Source organism: Acinetobacter sp. RG5 (assembly GCF_031844265.1).
Lineage (GTDB): Bacteria > Pseudomonadota > Gammaproteobacteria > Pseudomonadales > Moraxellaceae > Acinetobacter.
Map to the genome: position 1 here is coordinate 1 of NZ_JAUZUV010000029.1, position 18,522 is coordinate 18,522.

Consider the following 18,522-nt stretch of genomic DNA (forward strand, 5'->3'; position numbering starts at 1 on the left):
TAGCACTGCTACGCAAGGGGGAGGATTAAAAAAATGATTAAATATAAAAAATGACCTTATCCGACCTACCCGAAATTCAAATCACCCGAAATGTCCGTTCAACACGGTTACGTTTGCGTGTCGATGCAACACAGATTCGCCTTACAGCCCCGGTTTTTTGCAGCAAAAAACAGATACGGCATTTTATTGAACAATCTGAAAGCTGGCTGATTAAAACCTGGCAATCCCAGCAGGAAAAAATCGAAAATATTGACCGGACGCTACCGAGTGAGCTGCGGTTATTCAATCTAAAAGCACCATTAAAAATTTCTTATCAAAGCCAGAAGAACAACTTCATTTTTGATCATGAAGATCTACAGCTTTGGATCAGTGACCGACATCCTGAAGAATATTTAAAAGCTTTCGTGATTGCCTACGCAAAAGAACAGCTGCCTTCATATTTAAATCTCGTCTCACAGCAATGTCATTTACCTTTTAAAGACTGCAATATTCGACAACCTAAAACCCGGTGGGGTAGTTGTTCAGCCAAACATGACATTATGTTGAACAGTGCGCTGGTATTATTCCCTGAACAAGTCACGCGTTATGTCGCTGTCCATGAGCTGGTACATACAAAGCATTTTGATCATAGTCCACGCTTTTGGGCAGAAGTTGCTAAGCATGATCAGCATTTCCAGCAGCATCGTATAACGCTGAAAAATACGCCGTTGCCATATTGGTGGGGTGCCTAAAACCATAATTAATAAGTCCATATAACTCTATTAAAATAGCCTAAGCAATCTATGCATTTAATCCTCTAAATCGGACTTATCCTGCTGATCAATTAAAAAACCAGCAAACCCCAGTGAAATGGTTTAGAAAACCTCAACTTCCTGTCATACTAGGCTGTATAAAGGAAACATTTATTTGAGGTAATCATCGTGATTTCAGTGGGTATTGTGGGTGGTACGGGTTATACAGGCGTTGAACTTTTGCGTCTTTTGCTACGACATCCAGATGTAAATGTAACAGCACTGACATCACGTACTGAAGCAGGCCGTCGTGTAGATGACATGTTCCCGAGCTTGCGCGGGCATACCGATCTTAAATTTTCCGATTTAAGTCTGGATTTATTAAAATCATGCGATGTGGTGTTCTTTGCAACGCCGCATGGTGTCGCAATGAAACATGCCGAAGAGCTGGTTGCTGCAAATACAAAAGTGATCGACCTAGCTGCTGATTTTCGTTTACAAGATCTTGAACAGTTTGAAAAATGGTATGGCATGCAACATGCATGTCCAGAACTGTTAAAAGATTCTGTATACGGTTTATCTGAATTGAATCGTGAAGAGATTAAAAAAGCCAATGTGATCGGGAATCCGGGGTGTTATCCAACCACAGTTCAGTTAGGTCTGGCGCCAGTCTTAAAAGCGGCTGAAGTATTGGTGAAACCTGAAAGCATTATTATCGATGCCAAGTCGGGTGTATCAGGTGCAGGTCGTAAAGCTAGTCTGGGCATGATTTATTCTGAAAATGCTGATAACTTTAAGGCCTATGGTGTAGCGGGTCATCGCCATCATCCTGAAATTGTCGAAGCACTGGAAAATATTTCAGGTCAAAAAAATGTGTTTGATCATATTTTATTTGTACCGCATTTGGTGCCAATGATCCGTGGTATGTTGTCGACCATCTATATCGATTTAACTGAAGCAGGCCAAGCAGCAGATTTACAAGCGCTATATGAGCAGTTCTATGCCAATGAAGCATTTGTCGATGTTATGCCGGCGGGTGGCTCACCCGAAACCCGTTCAGTGCGTGGAGCGAATCAGTTGCGTATTGCCTTGTATAAGCCACAACCAACAAAACTGGTGATCCTGGTTGCACAAGACAATTTGGTAAAAGGCGCAGCAGGTCAGGCTGTCCAAAACATGAACCTGATGTTTGGTTTTGCTGAAGATGCTGGCTTAAATAATATTGGTTTATTACCATAAAAAACGTATTAGAACTTCACACACATTTAGATTTGCATTTAAATGTGTGTCTTGATTAAAGCAAACAAGAGATCAAAATGCCGAATAACGAGTCAAATACGACGCTTCCTCAGGAACCCGATACTAAGAAACCATTCATGAAAGGCAATACGCCCTTAGCCATTGGTGCGGCTGTATTGATCTTAAGCAGTGGCGTACTCGGATATACCGTAGGACATCGTCAGGGTTTGACTGCGGCGGGTTATGATGCAGATGCAGAGCAACTGGTCGATGTGGTACAGACTCAGAAAGCCAGTCTGGAAACACTGAACAAGACGCTAAATACTGCGGTTCAGGAGCGTGATCTGGCTGTCAGCAATGCCAATGATCTGTATCTGGCCATGACCAAGGCACGTGATGAACAGGTTCAGGCCGAAAGTGTGGGAACCATTTATCGCGAGATCTTGCGTCAGCGTGGTGGTCTGGCATTGGCGGTTCAAAACCTGTCGATTAAACCTTTGCCGGAAAATGCCTTTGAATACCAGATTGATCTGGTTCAGGTCAGCCCAGGCAAAAGCCGTGCTTCAGGTAGCGTGGAACTGCGCCTGATTAAAGGTACGGAAATTTTGGTGGTGCCACTGGAAGATAAAAACTTTAATTTCGAAAATTATGAGCGACTCACTGGCCGCTGGACCATGCCTAAGGGCTTTAAGCCAGAATTTATTGAAGTGCGTCTTACTGGTGCCAAACCTGTGATTCGTCGTTTTAGTTGGGAACAGGGCAAAGCAGTAGAAAATCAGTCTGCCACCTTGTCCGAAATTCCGAAAACCGAAGCAAATGCAAATTAAGTGTGAAATATAAATCTTATGCCAAGCAATAAACGTCAAATGTGTTTAAGTGATATTAAAAATTCTTTTAATGAGTCTGGAATCGTTGATTGGCATATCAGCCCACGTTTAGCAAATGAACCCTCTGAAGACGGTGATTCTGACCTAGCTGTACAGACTGCACCGCCAGAACTGAAACGTCCACCGTTGTATGCCGTTGTTTTATTAAATGACGACTATACGCCGATGGAGTTTGTAATTGAAATTTTACAACAATACTTTGCAATGAATCTTGACCAAGCTACACAAGTAATGCTAACTGTACATTATGAAGGAAAGGGTGTAGCTGGGGTCTATCCTCGAGACATTGCGGAGACCAAAGCGAACCAAGTCAATAATTATGCTCGATCACAAGGTCATCCGTTACTTTGCCAAATAGAGCCTAAAGATTAAGGGGGTTACATGCTCAGTCGTCAATTAGAAGTATCACTACGTTTGGCTGTCAGCATGGCTCGTCAAAAGAGACATGAGTTCCTGACCGTAGAACATTTATTGTTAGCCTTACTCGACAATGATTCTGCCGTAAATGCTCTCAAAGCATGTGGTGCCGACATCATCGTGTTGCGTAAGGAATTAGAAGAGTACGTAGAACAACATACCCCTAAACTTGGTGAAAATAGTGATCAGGCACCACACCCGACAGAAAGCTTCGACCGGATCTTGCAACGCGCGATTTTTCACGTGCAATCAAGCGGTGGTGATCGTACTGTAGAAGGTGCTGATATTCTGGTTGCCATGTATTCTGAGCGTGACTCATTTGCAGTCTATCTGCTGAAACGTCATCAAATTAACCGTCTGACCCTGACTCAGTACCTGTCTCATGGTACCCGTAAAGAAGATGTACAGTCTGAAGAAGAAATCGAAGATCTAGATGGCGAATCAGCATCTTCAGCAAGTTCAGGTCCACTTGAACTTTATACCACTAACCTGAATGTTGAAGCACAAAAAGGTAAGACCGATCCACTGATTGGTCGTGAAAAAGAAATCGAGCGTGCCGCGCAAATTCTTTGCCGCCGTCGTAAAAATAACCCACTCCTTGTCGGTGATCCAGGTGTCGGTAAAACCTCGATTGCTGAAGGGCTGGCTTGGTTAATTGTCAATGGTAAAGCGCCAAAACCACTGGAAAATGCTGAAATTTTCAGTCTGGACATTGGTGCTTTGGTGGCAGGAACCAAATACCGTGGCGACTTTGAAAAACGCTTGAAACAGCTTTTAAATGCGTTGAAAAAGAAACCTGAAGCAGTGCTGTTTATTGATGAAATTCACATGATTATTGGTGCAGGCTCGAGTATGGGCAGTACCATGGATGCATCGAATCTGATCAAACCGGCGCTGGCAAATGGTTCTTTACGCTGCATCGGGTCAACCACATTCCAGGAATACCGTCAGGTCTTTGAGAAAGATCATGCTTTATCGCGTCGTTTCCAGAAAATTGATGTGAATGAGCCATCTATTTCTGAAACTATTGATATCCTACGTGGTCTGAAATCGAAGTTTGAAGATTTCCATCATGTGGAATATGAAGATCAAGCCTTAGTGTCTGCGGTAGAACTTTCTGCGAAATTTATCAACGACCGTTTCTTGCCAGATAAGGCGATTGATGTCATTGATGAAGCCGGTGCTCAGCGCCGTCTCAAAGCAGAACAAGATGACAGTTTAATCACCGTAGAAAATATTGAAGACATCGTTTCTAAAATTGCGCGTATTCCTCCGAAAACTGTCTCTAAAGATGACAAGAGTGTGCTGGAAAATCTTGAGCGTGATTTAAAACGTGTGGTCTTTGGTCAGGATGAAGCGATTGAGGCCTTGGCTTCTGCAATTAAACTGTCACGTGCCGGTTTGAAGTCTCCAGATAAGCCTGTAGGTAGTTTTGTCTTTGCGGGTCCTACAGGTGTTGGTAAAACCGAAGTGACCAAGCAGCTGGCAAAACAGATGGGTGTGGAACTGGTTCGTTTCGATATGTCCGAGTACATGGAACGCCATGCGGTGTCTCGTTTAATCGGTGCACCTCCGGGCTATGTCGGTTTTGATCAGGGTGGGTTATTGACCGATGCGATTCATAAAAATCCGCATTGTGTACTGTTGCTAGACGAGATCGAAAAAGCGCATCCAGATGTGTTTAACCTGTTATTGCAGATTATGGATCATGGTTCATTGACTGATAACAACGGGCGTAAATCTGATTTCCGTAACGTGGTCTTGGTACTCACCACCAATATTGGGGCTGAAAGTATTTCGCGTGTCAGCATTGGTTTTATGGAACAGGACAATAGTAACGATAATCAGGAAGCGATGAAGAAAGCCTTCTCGCCGGAATTCCGTAACCGTCTCGACGGCGTGATTCAGTTCAAGGCATTACCAAGCAGCATTATTGAAAATGTTGTAGATAAATTCCTGACTGAACTTCAAGCACAACTAGATGACAAAAAAGTCATGTTGGAAGTGGATCAGAGTGCACGTGAATGGATGTCAGAACATGGCTATGACCGTTTAATGGGCGCACGTCCAATGCAACGTTTGATTCAGGAACACCTGAAAAAACCGCTGGCTGAGATGATCCTGTTTGGTGAGCTGGCTGAAAATGGCGGCAATGTTGCAGTATCGGTGAAAAAAGAAAATGGTAAAGCGGTTGGCTTAAAACTTGAAGTTTTTGAAGACCAGACTGCTGAACCAGCTTAATTAATAAGAAGGATCAAACCCGTGCTTGCACGGGTTTTTTCATGGACTCATATTTTAAATTATCAAATTCATATCATTTAAAAGATAAATTATGGATATTCAAGTTACCAAGCTGTTCACGACATTTTTACTGTTTTTAGTCACGGCATTGATGGAAATTTTAGGTTGTTATTTTCCCTATCTGATTTTAAATCAGGGGAGAAGCCACTGGTTATGGATTCCGACAGCTCTGGCTTTGGCGGCTTTTGTCTGGCTGTTAACCTTGCATCCAGCTGCTTCAGGACGGATCTATGCCGCTTATGGCGGTATCTATATTTTTTCAGCACTGATGTGGTTGCGCTTCGTTGATCAAGTCACACTGTCACGTTGGGATCTGCTTGGTGGTATGGTGGTAATACTGGGTGCACTGGTTATTATTTTGCAACCACAAGGCTTGATACGTTAATTGAGGTACACCTTGATAAAAAAGTTCATCAAAAAAAGGTAGCCATAGCTACCTTTTGTTTTCAGGATTCAAGAATCCTGAATTGAAATAAATGTCTTATGGGTTTAGATTATTTTAATTTGCAATCTTTTTGGGAAATATCAGTTTTATAGGTTTGTGTCTGCGAGTTCAGGCTGAGTTCAACCTTGTAAGGGTTCGCAATCTGATAACGATGCTCAAAGAAAATTTCACAATTATTCAGCAGATTGTTGCGAATGACTTTCATCACTTCTTTGCGCCCTAGGTCTTTTTCAAACTGGCTAAAATCGGGCGTGATGATCATGCCTTTCAGTGTGGTTTTGTTGGCACTTAACTGCAATTGTTCAATAATCGTATTTTGATCAATCTGCAACGGTAAAGTTCTGGAATCCTCTGCACTGAGCACTGCGAGTAATTCATTCAGTTCAGCTTTTTTCTGAATTTTAAATTTGCTGTCAATAATATTTTTTTCTTGAAGATATTGGTCAAATTCAGAAGCATGCACCGGTAAGACAGCACTGCTAAAACCTGCCAAGAGTGCCAAAATCCAATATTTTTTTTGCATTGTATAAAATCACTTTTTATTCCATTTCAACAACGATTATAAGAGCTGAGACAAAAAAAGCACCAGAGATTGGTGCTTAATTTGTGAAGATTCATCTTAAAAAATTAGTCTTTTTTCAGATTTTCATTAATCAGGAATTCAACCAAGGCTTTTTGCGCGTGCAAACGATTTTCTGCTTCATCCCAAACTACAGCATTTTTATGGTCAAGCAGATTTTCTGAAATCTCTTCGCCACGATGCGCAGGCAAGCAGTGCATAAACAAGCAATCCGGATGTGCAAGATCCATCAGGCGTTCATTCACCTGATAATCTGCAAAGGCTTTTTCACGGATCTTCTGCTCTTCTTCCTGCCCCATGCTTGCCCAAACATCAGTCACGATCAGGTCAGCATTCACCGCTGCATCTTCAGCAGAAGGAACCAGTTCCACACAATGCGCGAATTCAGACAGGAATTTTTCTTGTGGCTCATAGCCTTTTGGCGCTGCAATTTTCAGATTAAAGCCCCACATATGTGCAGCTTCAATATAAGAGTTACACATATTGTTGCCATCACCAATCCAGGCAACAGTTTTACCTTCAATTGAGCCACGTTGCTCTACATAAGTCTGCATGTCAGCAAGTAGCTGGCAAGGATGGTGGTCATCTGTCAACGCATTAATCACTGGAACTTTTGAATAAGATGCAAAACGCTCCACGATATCATGGCCGAAAGTGCGGATCATCACGATATCCAGCATGCTTGAAATCACACGTGCAGAATCTTCAATCGGTTCACCACGACCTAACTGGGTATCGCGTGAAGACAGGAAAATCGCGCTACCACCAAATTGGCTCATGCCAGCTTCAAACGAAACACGCGTACGGGTACTCGATTTCTCAAAAATCATGCCCATCACTTTACCAACAAATGGTTGGAACACTTCATTGTTATGCTGTTTGCGCTTAAGCTCAATTGCGCGTTGCAAAATCTGGTTAAGTTCTAAAGTTGATAAATCGCGTAAGGTGAGAAAGTGACGGAGAGCCATTCGTTACTCCACAATAATTGCCGAAAAACTCGATCAACAATCAGTTGTTGGTTAGTTTAAGAAAAAATACGGAATCGGCTAATATACTATAAGCAATGAAAAATGCAAAAAAACTAGACTTTTTGATGACCGTCTAAAAAGCGATCCACACAATAACTGATGTATTTGTCGATTTCCTGATCATCTTCCTGTACCGGAATTCCCATCAGAATACGCCATTCCAGATTGCGCAAAATACCAAAATACAGCTGCGCCGAATATTGCGGATTCTCGCAATGTAATAAACCTTGCGCATCTGCCTGTTCTAAGGCCGTGGCAATGGCACTTTGCACATGCACCGGGCCTCGCTCATGAATATGCTGAGCAAGTTCTGGATTGCGCTGACTCTGTTCCAGTACCAGACGCATAAAGGCCGAATTTTCAGGTTGCATGATCTGGTGATAAAAATTAAGCAACGTGTGTACTAAATAACTACGAAAATCCAGTGCCATCAGTTCGATCGGAATACTGATATCTTCAAAAAACTTGATACGGCGATAATCGCAAATGGCTTTAAACAAGCCTTCTTTATTGCCAAAGTACTTATAAATAGAGGCTTTGGAGCCTCCGGCATGCTGGACGATATCATCCAGAGACACAGCATCATAACCCCGTTCCAGAAACAGCTCGGTTGCACTGATCAGCAGCGCAATACAACGCTCATGACCACGTTTGGTCTGTGGCAGATCTTTGGCGAGCGGTTCTAGGGCGAGGTCTTGCATAGGAGATAATACATCAACATGTCAATAGAGATTGAAACGCCATCATAGCAAATATATGCACATATTTCATAATTGCGCCGGATAAGTGCGCTATTTGCTGATTAGGTAAAGCAAAACTTAAAAATTTGACTAAAGTTTTAGAGTATTTGTTCTATCGGGTTATGGAATGAGCAAGCCAAATGAGTATACTCGAATTTCAATAATTATAGCCAAGACTGTGGAAAAGGAAGATGACAGAACAAATGTCTGCAGGTTTAAGATTTAGACAAGCGCTTGAAGTCGAGAAACCATTGCAAATTATGGGCACAGTAAATGCCTATGCTGCCATGATGGCCAAACAGGTCGGTTATAAAGCCATTTATTTATCAGGTGCGGGTGTCGCGAATTATTCTTATGGTTTGCCTGATCTGGGCATGACTAGCCTGGATAATGTTCTTGAAGATGTACGCCGGATCACTGAGCGTGTGGATACACCTTTACTGGTCGATATCGATACCGGTTGGGGCGGTGCATTAAATATTGCCCGCACAATCAAACAGATGATTGCTGCAGGAGCCGCTGCGGTTCATATTGAAGATCAGGTGGCACAGAAGCGTTGTGGCCATCGTCCAAATAAAGAAATCGTATCGCAGCAGGAAATGGTCGATCGTATCAAAGCGGCTGTAGATGCGAAAACCGATTCAAACTTTGTGGTAATGGCGCGTACCGATGCGCTGCAAAAAGAAGGCCTGCAAGCCGTGATTGACCGTGCTTCTGCCTGTGTTGAAGCGGGCGCAGATGCGATCTTTGCTGAAGCGATGACCGATATCACCATGTACCGTACAGTGTGTGATGCGGTCGGTGTTCCAGTCTTGGCAAATATTACCGAATTTGGTGATACACCCTATTATACGGTTGATGAACTGGCGGAGCAGGGCATTGGCATGGTGCTGTATCCATTGTCAGCAACACGTGCCATGCAAAAAGCCGCACTTGAAGTGATGCGTTCAGTACGCGAACATGGTACTCAGGTAAATGTGCTGGATATCATGCAACAACGAAAAGAACTCTACGAATTTTTAGATTATCACAGCTTCGAAGACACATTAGATAAACTGTTTAAACAGGAGAATTAAAAAAATGGCTGAAGGAAAAGTACTCACTGGCGCAGGATTGCGCGGACAAGTGGCAGGTAAAACCTCACTTTCAACAGTAGGCAAAAGTGGCGCAGGTCTGACCTATCGTGGCTATGACGTACAGGATCTGGCTGAACATTGCCAGTTTGAAGAAGTCGCCTACCTGATTTTCTTTGGAGAATTGCCGACAGCAGAGCAATTGGCTGCCTACAAAGCCAAACTGAAATCCTTGCGCACTTTACCTCAGGCATTAAAAGAAGTCCTTGAGCGTATTCCTGCGGATTCGCATCCAATGGATGTGATGCGTACTGGCGTTTCCATGCTGGGCAATCTTGAAACTGAGCAGTCTTTTGAGCAGCAACAGGATATCGCAGACCGCATTTTGGCAACTTTGCCGGCAATCATTTGTTACTGGTATCGTTATAGTCATGACGGCGTACGTATTGAAGAAAATACTGACGATGATTCGATTGGTGCACAGTTCCTGCATCTTCTGCATGGTGAAAAACCAAATGAGCTACATGAACAGGTAATGAATGTTTCCTTGATTCTGTATGCAGAGCATGAATTCAATGCTTCGACTTTTACCGCTCGTGTGTGTGCATCAACGCTGTCAGATATGCATTCCTGTATTACCGGTGCAATCGGTTCCTTGCGTGGCCCTCTACATGGCGGTGCCAACGAAGCTGCGATGGACATGATCGAAAACTGGAAGTCGCCTGAAGAAGCTGAACGTGAAATGCTGGGCATGCTGGAACGTAAAGAAAAAATCATGGGCTTCGGTCATGCGATCTATAAGGACAATGATCCGCGTAATGGCATTATTAAAGTCTGGTCGGAGCGTTTGGCCAAAGATGTCGGTGATACGGTACTTTATCCAGTCTCGGTACGCTGTGAAGAAGTCATGTGGCGTGAGAAGAAATTATTCTGTAATGCGGATTTCTTCCATGCATCTGCCTATCATTTTATGGGCATTCCAACCAAGCTGTTTACCCCGATCTTTGTTATGTCGCGTGTGACAGGCTGGGCCGCACATGTGATGGAACAACGTGCAGACAATCGTATTATCCGTCCAAGCGCGGATTACACTGGGCCAGAGTTACGTAAAGTAGTGCCAATCGCTGAGCGTTCTACTGCGGCTTAATCTGTTTCTGTAGTAAAAATAAAAAAAATAAGGTCTCAATTGAGACCTTATTTTTTATCGGTTTCGTTATCGGCTTAACAGTGCCGGATCTTCAATGCTATAACCTGTTTCAAAAGGAATACCCAGATACTTTACTATTACCAGAGTTTTATTTTGTCTCGGAACTTTATAGGCCTGGCTAATTTTCAAGCCTTGCTGATAACTAACCGCTTGCTGAACCGCGCTTTTTTGTAAGCCAGATTTCACTTGATATTGATAGGTCCATTTTGGCACTTTTTCCTGAGGGTCATGCCAGGCAGGCGCGCTACCTTTTGTTGTCTTTAACACCTTAAGCTGTAGTTTTGATTTTTGAATTGGATTTAATGGAACTAAACGTTTTTTGATTTTGGCAATGTCCTGATCGAACTTGCGACTGTCTTGATCATAATCGATGCGCTTGGTTTTAGGATTGATATATAAGGAATTGACCTGAACCAGTTGATTTGGTTTTTGGGATTTAAAATTATAATAATATAGTTGAGGCAAGCGTCCACGACCATGAAGATAATGACGCATGATATAAAGCTTCTGTTCTTTGACTTCATAGCCTAGAACTTCAATATTTTGTGGACCGCCTACGGTAGCGAAAGCCAGAGTGGGCAAGCTCAGAGGGAGCAGGAGCAGTGCAGTTTTAATATTCATGGTCATTCCACCCTCAAAAAAATAGATTGGCATTTGATCATGCCAATCTATCTTAAAATACGGTAGAAATAATGAAGCTTATTCAGGCTATACAGTAACTTTGAAAGCTTAGCTGTTATTCAACAGATTGATCATGTCATGTGCAACCACAGCTGACAGTTTGTTGAGGCGTTCAAGTGGCGAGCCTTTGAGATAATACTGGAACTGATGGATTTGCGTGCCGTCATTAATGGCCACAAAAAAAGTCCCTTCCGGTTTCTCTGGTGTCACGCTACCACCTGGTTTAAGTAACCCTGTACAGGCGATAATCCAGTCAGCATCACGGAACATTTTTTTACCTGCTTCCGCCAGAGCAACTGTTACCGGCATAGATTCCGCAGTATGACTATTGATCAGATTCTTGGAAATGCCCAATACTGAAGTCTTGACACTTACATCGTAACAGATCAAACCACCAATCAGAATTTCGGCACCTTCTCCTTTACAAATGGAGAACTGGCTACTGAGATATCCAGAACTTGCGCTTTCGATAAAGGCAATTTTTATGTTTTTCTCTTCGAGTAAGCCGCAACAGGTTTTTATCATAGTCTCTATATTTTCTTTGTGAGAGTGATTTTAGATCAATTTAGACAGATTTTTTCTGTCGATCAACTCCAAGTATATTTATATTTTTATGAAAGTTAAAATTTTTTTCATAGATTAGTGTAATTTCATGTTGATCTGATCGCAAAATCTGAATGGTTAAAGCTTGGGCTATTTTCAAAAATAGAGGTTTCTTCTCAGGCGGAACAGTGGTAAAAATAAAAATAAAGTGCTTAGTGAAAGTAGGGTGTTGGAATGAAAACCACAGTAAAATATGTAGTCTTAAAAAGTCTTGACTATCAATTGGGTACACCATTATTTCAGGAAGAAATTGACGCTGATGGTCAATATTTTGATCAGATACCAAGCACAATTTCTTATCAGAACTTACAGTTCAAAGTAAAAAGCAAAGAGCTTAAACGTTTGCATCTGGCCGAAGAGCAGGAAGATACTCAAACGATTATCGTCAAAGTGGTCAATATCTAATAAAAACTGAATTTAATAAGCCTCTTTAAAAGAGGCTTATTAATCTATTGATAATTAATAAGCCTCTTTAAAAGAGGCTTATTAATTATCAATAGATTAATAAGTATAATTACAAACAATGATTTGATCTAAGTTTATACCAAAATAATAAGTAAAAATATTTGAATTAAAGTCAAGGTAAATTCGAAACAGCTTAAGTTTTATTGGTGAGGTCATGTTAAGTATCGTATTTCTTCACAGTTAATAATATTCAAAAAGAATTGTATTTTTAATGTTTTATTTAATTTTTTAAAAATATAGAAGATTTAGATTTATTTTTATATATTTATAAATATCAATAGTATAGTTATTAAGTGGTTCTGTTTAATAACGCTTTTTAAATTTTATTAAAAATTTTCCTATATATGAAATAGGACTTAAGTTATTCCTTTTATTGGATAATAGATTTTTGACCTATAGAATCTTTCATTATGTTTCTGTTGCATTATATCAGGTAATTTATGTTACGCATTAATCTCCACTTCAAGTACTTATCTTACTATTTTTTACATTGAATTAATCTGTAACAGGTTAAAGGTTGGCGAAATCTGAAAAATGCGTAGAGTAGATATTAAGTCGAAACCTATCGGCTTTTAATTTAAAGCAAATAGTAAGGAATACCACCATGGCTAATAATCAACAGCAAGACCAACAGAAACAGCAGCAACAACAGCAACAGCAAAATCAACAGCGCAATCAAGATCAGCAGCGTCAACAAAACAACCAGCAAAACCCAAATCAGCAACAAAATAACCAGCAACAACAACAGCCGCAGGGTGGTCAACACAACCAGCAACAGCGCGACCAGCAGCAACAAAACCAGCAAGGCCAACAGCAACAACAGCCACAGCAAAACAGTAACCAGCAACAACAACGTTCACGTAATCAACAAGATCAGTGAAAGCTACAGCGTTAATCTTTTTTAAGATATATGCTCTTCATAAAAAAACCGCCTGATTCAGGCGGTTTTTTTTATATTTCATTGCACGATTAGACTAAGTATTTATTAACACTGAATATTGGCTTTTAGCTTGTAGAAATTCAAGGCATTGTCTAGGTCTGTGAGCAACTCTTTTTCTGTATATTCCTTGGGTGCAAGTTTTAGCAGAGCAGGCATGTAGTTATTTTTATATTCTTTAGGATATTGTTCACACAGGATGCGTGTTCTTTCTTCCAGACTAATTGTTGAAGAGTCGAGTTTGTCCAGATAAGCACTGAGTTGATTATCTGACTGTTCAAACTGCGCTTTAATATTTGCAGCAGCCTCAGCTGAATTCTCTGCTTGCTGTTTTTGGCAGCCGCTTATTGCCAGACTCATCAATAAAGTAATTAGGATGCGATTTTTCATGCTGCCAAAATATTGTTATTGCTCATATGAAAAATTATAGAGAGAAATGACTAAAAAGAAAGCAATGATCTATAAACTTTATGAGACATTGAACATTCATAACATCCGATATTGACTGAAATAAGGAATTTTCTTCTAAAAATCTAAATTAACCCATTCTCACTTATAGGTTTAGCAATTCTTCTTGGGTTTTGGTTATTTAGTAATCTTATTTTCTCATTAAAAATATTTTTGGATAAATTACAGTCATTTAATTAACAAAAGTAATGGTTTTTTCATATTTTGAAACATTGCATCTATATATCCTACACAGATTGGCTGCATGGCTAGTGATATCTTGGCGTCATTCTAAGAACTTAATGAAAATAATTAAAAATCAGCACATTATAAGGCCTGTTTAATTTAGGAGAGTTAAACAGGCTTTTTCTTTTCCGTCTTAAATCTGGTTTTTTCTTTGCTGATTGTATTTTTTGCTCACTCTCTTTCACATAAGTTTTCATACACAACATAAAGCCTGAAAATTCCCTCAGGAGAGATACATGAATAGATGTTATTTATATATCTCTTTTCACGAAAAGACAGGACAAAGCTATGATGAGATGTATATGCGCATTTGGCATGGGCGTGATGGTCGGCTGTTGTTTTAAATCTTGCAAAGAGAAAATGTGTCAGATGATGAGCAGCAAGCATTGTAAAAGTGATCATTGTAAAAAGGATCAGACGACTCAAGCTGAAGAGCCTGTACGAACTTAGCCCCAAAAGCTTCAATTTTACTTAAAGGCTAAACAGAGCTGAGTACTGAAGTTATTCTAGATCGCTGATCCAATCATTTTGTATTGAGTCATTCTATATTTAAAGCAATAAAGCTTGATGTTGGATCGAGCTTTTTACACTCAGGAGAAAAACATGATGCAATTTATATTTTGTTTATTTGGTCTTCATGGTGCGACTGAAATTAACTACACGTGTGACCATGATGAGGTCAAACAGTGTCGTGATTGCTTGAAAAATATTGAATAATGTGCCAAATCATCAGACATATTAATGAAGATCAATCCCCGTTCAATCATCAGTTGGCGGGGTTTTTCTTTACTGATAAAATTTTTGGATCTAAACATAATTTCTCACAAGGAATACTTTATAAGAAAAATATTTCAATAGGATTACGTTTTGATAAATTCTTAGTACTTAGAACTGAAATAGCAAAATACAATAGAATATATGTAGGTGAGCATCTGTGCTCGAATTCTTGAAGCAATTCAAAAGAGGCCAAAGGCTGAAACTGCATTAGATGGTTGGTATCGAATGATTAAGGCCAATCATCCTAAAGGTTTTGCTGAGATGAAAAGACTTTTTCCGTCAGTGGATAAGGTTAGAAAATTTCATGTATTCGATATCGGCTCGCACGCGAATTCATATTCTTTGCTATATCGTCTACGATCAGGCTGAACAGCTTATTTGCTCAGATGAACAACAAGAATTGTGAAATGTCAAAGAGCACTTGAAGGAAAGTTTGTCTCTTTATAAAACTGAATGTGCAACATAAATAACATTGATGTTTAGCAGCAGATGTCATATTTATCTCTTAATAGATATATGAAGGAGATGCATATGACAAATAAGCCAGAGCAAGAGCAAGAATCAAATCCCCATAAAGAATCGAATGACGATAAAGGTAATCAGGCATCTTATAAGCATGTCAAACCAGAGAAAAAACCCAATGCAGAACCGGAAAATCCATTGAGAGAGCAAAAATAGCTTTTTCATATGGACGAAGCCCTAACTTGGTTTAGGGCTTTTTAATTTCCCGATAAACCTTGATCTCTAGGCTTTGCAATAAATTCATCTTTCATTTCAAAGAAAAATTCATGGGCTTGTTCATGATCGCAGTGCAACCAGTCATGTCGTGATTCTTCCGGAATCACAATAATCGAGCGTTTTTCGTCATTCGGGTCATGAAACTGTTTCATAAAGGGATGTTGATCTGAATTTATGGTCAGCATCGAAAATGATCTGATTTTCTCACCATCAATGTGTGCGTCATCATAAATCGCCGCCACGGTAAAAGGATTGCCATCTTCACGTGAAATGCCAAACCAGTGCGATTTACCGTCTATATATTTAGGTTCATAGAATGTATCGACGGGTACCAAAGCAAACTGGTTGTTTTTCCAGGCATGTCGGAAACTCGGTTTGGATGCCACTGTTTCAGTCCGTGCATTATAGGTATGCCGGCCATATCTCAATTCTTTCGCCCAGGCTGGAATCAGTCCGAAACGTGCGATATCCAGCTCAAACTCATCAGCACCGCGCATAATGATTGGGGCTGGCGCTAAAGGATAAACATGCGGTTTCATGCCCAGTTCGAGTTGCTCTTCATGAATATCTAATAAGGAAAGACGTTTTTTTGAGGGAAATTCATAGTTCGAGCACATAAATAACCTCTTTCATTCTAATTATTATTTGCTAAAGAATTAAAGTATAAAAATGATGGGCTCAAAACAATTCGAAATCGTAAGTATAGTTTTAACAGAAAGTAAGAATACGGATTAATATTAGTTTATCCTCTTTATAGAATAGTGCTCCTTTAAAGGACTATTCTATAAATATGAAGATTAAAATATTTGAGTTTTTAATGATTAAATACAAAAGCTCACCGGGTTATTTTGTAGGGCAGGTGTTCAAAGCTTTCCCTTGTTCAACTGAATGGATAAAGTTTCCAATTAGAAATTCACTCTGTCTTAAGGAATCACGATGATCTCCATTTTTGACGAGATGGAAGGCGATAGATTTCTGCTTCGTACATACCTGCTGATAGTAAGCATAAGTACCACGATCATCGACCAGTTGATCTTTCTCACCTTGTACCAGCAGAACCGGCACAGTCGGTGTCATATTCTCAATAGACTGTTCTTTTAAATAATTGGTCAAAGGTGCCAGATTTACATTTGATTTAAAGACAGTCTTAGGTGCTTGTTTTAGGTCAGATTGTAATTCTGACAAACAGCGACTGCGTGCATGATTAAGAATTTCTCCCATTTCTGGGCTCACTAAATTTGCTGGAGCAAGCAGCGGATCCGCAGCCTCTGCTCCTAAAAGCACAATTGGAAAAAATGCGGCGACATTAGTCGTGATTTGCGAATTGCTGGCAACATATTCAGCGATTCCTTCATATTGATAACCGCCTGGTGCCAGTGTAATTGCCCCGCGAAGATCAAATTCAGGCGCATCTTTTTGACCGGATGCTGCAACTTTAAGAGATGCTGCACCTCCTTGACTATGACCCATAACATACCAATTTTTACTAAAGTTATAAGGCTTTAAATGGTGGATCGCTCGTACAGCATCAACGACAGTATGCAACTGGCTTCGCGCATTCATATAAGGATGACCGTCCGGAGTGCCTAAACCTTGATAATCAGGTGCAACGACTGCATAGCCGCGAGCGAGCCAGGCATTCAATGCCTTAGCTGCGATTTGTTGATAGACATGGACTGGCCCACCCATATAATCGCCAGAGGGTGCACATGTATCAGCAACGCCAGTTGTACCATGCGCCCAAGCCAGAACAGGCCAGCCATCTTTAGGGAATTTGCCTTTAGGTAACAAGATATAGCCTGAAGTGACAATGGGTTCGGATTTTGTGCCACGACTGCGATAATTAATTAAGAAACGTTGTGAGGCATTCGTAAACAGATCAGTATTTTGTTCTTGTATAGATAATATTGTACCCGGTATTTTTTCCGAAATATGAGATGCTTGGATTTTGCTGCTATCGGGAAGTGGAGGAGAGGCTATTGCATATGTTGAACCTAAACATAAACAGCTCATGATCAATTTAATAATAGGAGATTTAATTTTCATCGCTGAAACCATTTTCCTTTTTATAATGTCATTTTTAATGTAGCAGCTTTATTTATGTTTCTAAATTAACTCTGCACAGAGTTTGTAAACTAAAGCTTTTAAGTTAAGGCGAATGAGTAGTACAACAGGTTATTTTAGTTTAGCTAATAACTTCATATAAGCACTTATATTTTAATGTGGTTCTGATCTGTGAGTAGAATTCATATCATGTCTAACCTCACTAATACGATCATAAATCACTTTTCGCATTCGGTTTATTACTCCCAGAGGTTTGTGCTCCGGTAGTGTATGCCATGGTGTAAAAGAGAGATTTTCACAAAACTTGTTTTGTTCAGGTGTATCAAAAACTTGCTGAGGAATGCGGATAGTTGCGACCTTGTAAAAAGGCGCCTCACTTTCTTGCCATTCAGTCATGGAATCTTCGACTGACATGGTGTTTGATGTTCTAGGCTGTATCAGAAACTCCATACATGCTTCACTTTTTTGCAAATGTTTGCGCAATTTTTCTCTTAGAAAATTATGATGCGGAGCATGTGGAAGAGGATCTGTCACTGTCGAACATGCTTGAGCTGAATACTTTATAGCTTGACGATCAGTGCCTATTCCTAATTGATAGGGCACCATAGACCAATATCTAGTTTGCAAAGGATTAGAAATTTTATTTCTCGTATTTAAGGCAATCCAGGTTCCTTTAGCTCCTAATGCAAAAGGAATATAGAGCTTATTGAAAAATCTATCGCTATTTATATCTTGCATAAATGACATATATCGGACTGGATCATTCACAAAAAAGACAGGATGATTGATCATAATGAAATCTTGAGTAGAGGTTTCATCATCTAAAAGCTTTTCTCCCGGTACTCCTAAAAGTTTTATCGCCATGCCACGGGCATCTTTTTTAATATCTGCTTGTTGGGCATCTTTAGAACCATTA

General features: G+C 40.3%; 21 protein-coding genes. 12 read left to right on the top strand and 9 right to left on the bottom strand.

Annotated features, from left to right (window positions below; all coding sequences use genetic code 11):
* Positions 1–50 precede the first annotated feature (50 nt).
* The 6 genes from Q9R21_RS14310 (at position 51) to Q9R21_RS14335 (ending at position 5,960) form a co-directional block, all read left to right on the top strand.
* Positions 51–731, top strand: a complete 681-nt coding sequence (locus tag Q9R21_RS14310; protein ID WP_311204739.1) for a SprT family zinc-dependent metalloprotease — start codon at positions 51–53, stop codon at positions 729–731.
* 183 nt (positions 732–914) lie between these two features.
* Entirely contained in the window at positions 915–1,970 is a 1,056-nt protein-coding gene (gene argC / locus Q9R21_RS14315; protein WP_311204745.1) for an N-acetyl-gamma-glutamyl-phosphate reductase, read from the top strand.
* 77 nt (positions 1,971–2,047) lie between these two features.
* Positions 2,048–2,797: a DUF6776 family protein gene (locus Q9R21_RS14320; RefSeq protein ID WP_311204740.1), complete on the top strand. Its 750-nt coding sequence runs from the start codon at positions 2,048–2,050 to the stop codon at positions 2,795–2,797.
* An 18-nt stretch (positions 2,798–2,815) separates the two neighbouring features.
* On the top strand, positions 2,816–3,229 hold the full coding sequence (clpS, locus tag Q9R21_RS14325; RefSeq protein ID WP_004279780.1) for an ATP-dependent Clp protease adapter ClpS: 414 nt from the start codon (positions 2,816–2,818) through the stop codon (positions 3,227–3,229).
* 9 nt (positions 3,230–3,238) lie between these two features.
* Positions 3,239–5,515, top strand: a complete 2,277-nt coding sequence (gene clpA, locus Q9R21_RS14330) for an ATP-dependent Clp protease ATP-binding subunit ClpA (RefSeq protein WP_005246535.1) — start codon at positions 3,239–3,241, stop codon at positions 5,513–5,515.
* Positions 5,516–5,606: 91 nt separating this feature from the next.
* On the top strand, positions 5,607–5,960 hold the full coding sequence (locus Q9R21_RS14335) for a YnfA family protein (protein WP_311204741.1): 354 nt from the start codon (positions 5,607–5,609) through the stop codon (positions 5,958–5,960).
* A gap of 109 nt (positions 5,961–6,069) precedes the next feature.
* Here the strand turns inward: Q9R21_RS14335 and Q9R21_RS14340 are convergent, their stop codons facing one another.
* The 3 genes from Q9R21_RS14340 to Q9R21_RS14350 all read right to left on the bottom strand — a co-directional run bounded on the left by Q9R21_RS14340 (position 6,070) and on the right by Q9R21_RS14350 (position 8,329).
* Positions 6,070–6,543, bottom strand: coding sequence for a hypothetical protein (locus Q9R21_RS14340; protein ID WP_004280177.1), 474 nt, complete (start codon positions 6,541–6,543; stop codon positions 6,070–6,072).
* Between the two features lie 104 nt (positions 6,544–6,647).
* The gene (gene argF, locus Q9R21_RS14345) at positions 6,648–7,568 is read right to left on the bottom strand and encodes an ornithine carbamoyltransferase (protein ID WP_004280178.1); all 921 of its coding nucleotides are present in this window, start codon (positions 7,566–7,568) and stop codon (positions 6,648–6,650) included.
* Between the two features lie 113 nt (positions 7,569–7,681).
* Positions 7,682–8,329, bottom strand: coding sequence for a TetR/AcrR family transcriptional regulator (locus tag Q9R21_RS14350; RefSeq protein ID WP_004646788.1), 648 nt, complete (start codon positions 8,327–8,329; stop codon positions 7,682–7,684).
* A 230-nt stretch (positions 8,330–8,559) separates the two neighbouring features.
* Between Q9R21_RS14350 and prpB the strand changes: the two genes are divergently transcribed.
* Positions 8,560–9,444 carry a methylisocitrate lyase gene (prpB, locus tag Q9R21_RS14355; RefSeq protein ID WP_004280180.1) on the top strand — a complete coding sequence of 295 codons (885 nt, stop codon included), beginning with the start codon at positions 8,560–8,562 and terminating at the stop codon, positions 9,442–9,444.
* Between the two features lie 4 nt (positions 9,445–9,448).
* The gene (prpC, locus tag Q9R21_RS14360) at positions 9,449–10,588 is read left to right on the top strand and encodes a 2-methylcitrate synthase (protein ID WP_044110021.1); all 1,140 of its coding nucleotides are present in this window, start codon (positions 9,449–9,451) and stop codon (positions 10,586–10,588) included.
* Between the two features lie 66 nt (positions 10,589–10,654).
* On the opposite strand, the gene Q9R21_RS14365 is transcribed toward prpC, so the two are convergent.
* Both Q9R21_RS14365 and Q9R21_RS14370 read right to left on the bottom strand, forming a co-directional pair.
* Positions 10,655–11,275: an aminotransferase gene (locus Q9R21_RS14365; RefSeq protein WP_311204746.1), complete on the bottom strand. Its 621-nt coding sequence runs from the start codon at positions 11,273–11,275 to the stop codon at positions 10,655–10,657.
* Between the two features lie 102 nt (positions 11,276–11,377).
* Positions 11,378–11,854 carry a CinA family protein gene (locus tag Q9R21_RS14370; RefSeq protein WP_311204742.1) on the bottom strand — a complete coding sequence of 159 codons (477 nt, stop codon included), beginning with the start codon at positions 11,852–11,854 and terminating at the stop codon, positions 11,378–11,380.
* 252 nt (positions 11,855–12,106) lie between these two features.
* Here Q9R21_RS14370 and Q9R21_RS14375 point away from each other — a divergent pair, with 252 nt between their 5' ends.
* Positions 12,107–12,337, top strand: coding sequence for a hypothetical protein (locus Q9R21_RS14375; RefSeq protein ID WP_004280185.1), 231 nt, complete (start codon positions 12,107–12,109; stop codon positions 12,335–12,337).
* A 664-nt stretch (positions 12,338–13,001) separates the two neighbouring features.
* A complete protein-coding gene (locus Q9R21_RS14380; RefSeq protein ID WP_005107131.1) occupies positions 13,002–13,277 on the top strand; it encodes a hypothetical protein in 276 nt (91 codons plus the stop codon).
* Positions 13,278–13,382: 105 nt separating this feature from the next.
* Here Q9R21_RS14380 and Q9R21_RS14385 read toward each other — a convergent pair whose 3' ends face one another.
* A complete protein-coding gene (locus tag Q9R21_RS14385) occupies positions 13,383–13,724 on the bottom strand; it encodes a hypothetical protein (protein WP_005107130.1) in 342 nt (113 codons plus the stop codon).
* 1,227 nt (positions 13,725–14,951) lie between these two features.
* Between Q9R21_RS14385 and Q9R21_RS14860 the strand changes: the two genes are divergently transcribed.
* Together Q9R21_RS14860 and Q9R21_RS14395 are read left to right on the top strand one after the other, a co-directional pair.
* Positions 14,952–15,173 (top strand): type II toxin-antitoxin system HigB family toxin, encoded by a 222-nt coding sequence (locus tag Q9R21_RS14860; RefSeq protein WP_180038688.1) that lies wholly within the window; start codon positions 14,952–14,954, stop codon positions 15,171–15,173.
* A 162-nt stretch (positions 15,174–15,335) separates the two neighbouring features.
* Complete coding sequence (locus tag Q9R21_RS14395; protein WP_004646799.1) at positions 15,336–15,482, top strand: hypothetical protein; 147 nt, start codon at positions 15,336–15,338, stop codon at positions 15,480–15,482.
* Positions 15,483–15,523: 41 nt separating this feature from the next.
* On the opposite strand, the gene Q9R21_RS14400 is transcribed toward Q9R21_RS14395, so the two are convergent.
* The 3 genes from Q9R21_RS14400 to Q9R21_RS14410 form a co-directional block, all read right to left on the bottom strand.
* Positions 15,524–16,159 (bottom strand): SOS response-associated peptidase, encoded by a 636-nt coding sequence (locus tag Q9R21_RS14400; RefSeq protein ID WP_180087310.1) that lies wholly within the window; start codon positions 16,157–16,159, stop codon positions 15,524–15,526.
* Between the two features lie 226 nt (positions 16,160–16,385).
* Positions 16,386–17,588: an alpha/beta fold hydrolase gene (locus tag Q9R21_RS14405; protein ID WP_311204743.1), complete on the bottom strand. Its 1,203-nt coding sequence runs from the start codon at positions 17,586–17,588 to the stop codon at positions 16,386–16,388.
* A gap of 171 nt (positions 17,589–17,759) precedes the next feature.
* A partial coding sequence (locus Q9R21_RS14410; protein ID WP_311204744.1) for a catalase occupies positions 17,760–18,522 on the bottom strand: 763 nt, incomplete at its 5' end.